The sequence below is a fragment of the Mesorhizobium sp. M5C.F.Ca.IN.020.32.2.1 genome (assembly GCF_004023105.1).
In the GTDB taxonomy this organism is placed as follows: domain Bacteria; phylum Pseudomonadota; class Alphaproteobacteria; order Rhizobiales; family Rhizobiaceae; genus Mesorhizobium; species Mesorhizobium wenxiniae.
Genome location: NZ_RZSX01001210.1, coordinates 1 through 925, shown reverse-complemented (window position 1 = coordinate 925; position 925 = coordinate 1). Strand labels below are relative to the sequence as shown.

General features: G+C 65.7%; 2 protein-coding genes. Both read right to left on the bottom strand.

The genetic code is table 11. From position 1 onward, the window contains the following. Nucleotides 1-410 (bottom strand): S26 family signal peptidase (locus EOA86_RS34455; RefSeq protein ID WP_245497470.1); only part of this gene is annotated, 410 nt, incomplete at its 3' end. After that, nucleotides 407-895: a DUF2840 domain-containing protein gene (locus tag EOA86_RS34450; RefSeq protein WP_245497471.1), complete on the bottom strand. Its 489-nt coding sequence runs from the start codon at nt 893-895 to the stop codon at nt 407-409. The genes EOA86_RS34450 and EOA86_RS34455, both read right to left, overlap by 4 nt. Between the last annotated feature and the right edge of the window lie 30 nt (nt 896-925).

Below are 925 nucleotides of genomic sequence, written 5' to 3'. Positions count from 1 at the left end.
TTCATGAGGAAGACCTCACCCTCGACGAGCGTCCGGCAGCCCTGCCAAACGGGGAGCGGACGGCCGCGACTGTCGTTCTCGTGTGCGACGCCGTAGGCGCGGTCGTAGGCAATGATGGTCGAACCGCGCCGGCAGACGGTGTCGCCAGTTTTCGCGAGGACGCGCTTGATGAGCGCCACACCGCGTGCGAGGTAGCCGCGCTCGGCGAGGAATGCGGCGAGCGGTTCGGGCGGTTGGACGACGACGAGATCGGTGACTTCGACGTGGCTTGCAGGCGCGAGCCGATAGAGCCCGATCGGCACGCTGGCGGAAGCATTCCAGAGGAAGCTCGGACCATCCTCGCGCAATGCCGGTTCGACGACGAGCGCGCTGGTCACGAGCATCACGAGCACGATGGCGCGGCGGCTCATCGCTCAAGGCTCCGCCGCTTGAGCCATGCCACATGGCGGTCCTTGGTGTAAGCACGCGGCTCCACGCCCGCTGCGATGCGGTGATGGACATGACGCCAATGGGGCCCGGCGACAGCGCTGGGATCGATGCGTTGCGCCTCGATTGCATCGATGTGCTCGAGTACGCGCGCGACCTTCGGCCAGCCCTCCACCTTGAGCAGGATCTCTCCGCCGGGCCGCACGAAAGGCAACGTCTGGAACGGTTCGCCACGATCAATCGCACGCACGATGTCGATGCGTGAGAGCACCGTGCCGTAGTCATTGGCGGCCCACCGGACGAAGGCGAATACACTGTTGGGCGGGAAGCCAACGACACGGCGATGGCGGTCGATTATCTGCTCGTAGCTCTGGCGACCGAAGCGGATCCAGTATTCGATCCGCTTCTCGTGCCGGGTCAGCTCGACCAGCGTGGTGCAGGGCGGCGGTCCATCGGCCGTGGGCTGCATGCTCAGCGGCAGTCTGGAACGGTGGTTCAT